We start from the raw sequence: 1,009 nt of genomic DNA, 5'->3' as shown, positions 1-1,009 counted from the left end.
GTGGCCGCGTTCAACCGGTTACGCAACTCCACCGCCGACAACGACGTGAAGCCCAACTCCTTGAACGCCCGGCCCGGCTCCACCTCATCAGCCGAACCGAACCCCAACACCCCCGCCACCTCGGCCCGCACCAACCCCAGCACCAACCGAGGCCGCCGCACCTGCGACGCCTCAGCCAACCGGGCCAGCCAGTCTTCGGCCGCGACCTGGGGAGGCTCCGCCGGCCGCGCTTCCGTCAGTTGCTCCAGGAACGAATGCGTGCCTGTGCTCGCCGCGTAGCGGTCCCATCGGATGTCGGCCACCGCGACGCATGCCTCGTCACCGGCGACGGCCTGCCGCATCGCGGCCAGCGCGAGCTCCGGCACCATCGGCGCCACCCCACTACGCCGCAACCGCCGCTCCACCACCTCATCAGCGGCCATCCCCGCCTCAGCCCACGCCCCCCACGCAATCGACGTCGCCGCCAACCCCGCAGCACGCCGCACCTGCGCCAACGCGTCGAGGAAAGCGTTCGCCGCCGCGTAATTGCCCTGCCCCGCGTTGCCGAGCACGCCTGCCGCAGCGGAGAACATCACGAAGGCGTCCAGGTCACTGGTCAACTCATGCAGATTGACCGCCGCGGCCACCTTCGCCCGGAACACCCGCTCCAACCGCTCAGGAGACAACTGATCCAGCACCCCGTCATCCAGCACCCCCGCCGCATGCACCACCGCATCCGGCGGATACGCCGCCACCACCCCGGCCAGCGAATCCCGGTCGGCCACATCACACGCGGCCACCACAACCGAGACCCCAAGCCCCTCCAACTCCGCAACCAGCTCAGCCGCGCCCGGGGCGTCCAGGCCGCGGCGGCTGGTCAACACCACCTCATCGGCCCCGTTCACCGCCAGCCACCGGGCCACATGCCCGCCCAGCGCACCCGTGCCACCCGTCACCAGCACCCGCCCCCGCGGACACCACCCCACCTGACCCACCCCGGAAGCACCAGCACGCACCAACCGCCGGACGA

General features: G+C 71.4%; 1 protein-coding gene. It reads right to left on the bottom strand.

Annotated features, from left to right (window positions below; genetic code table 11):
• The coding region (locus AB0B72_RS40345; protein ID WP_367745088.1) for a beta-ketoacyl reductase at nucleotides 1-941 on the bottom strand (941 nt) is incomplete at its 3' end.
• Nucleotides 942-1,009: the final 68 nt, after the last annotated feature.

The sequence above is a fragment of the Microbispora sp. NPDC049125 genome, assembly GCF_040802045.1.
GTDB lineage: Bacteria > Actinomycetota > Actinomycetes > Streptosporangiales > Streptosporangiaceae > Microbispora.
The sequence above is the reverse complement of the archived record's forward strand: the minus strand, read 5'-3'. Positions and strand labels throughout refer to the sequence as shown.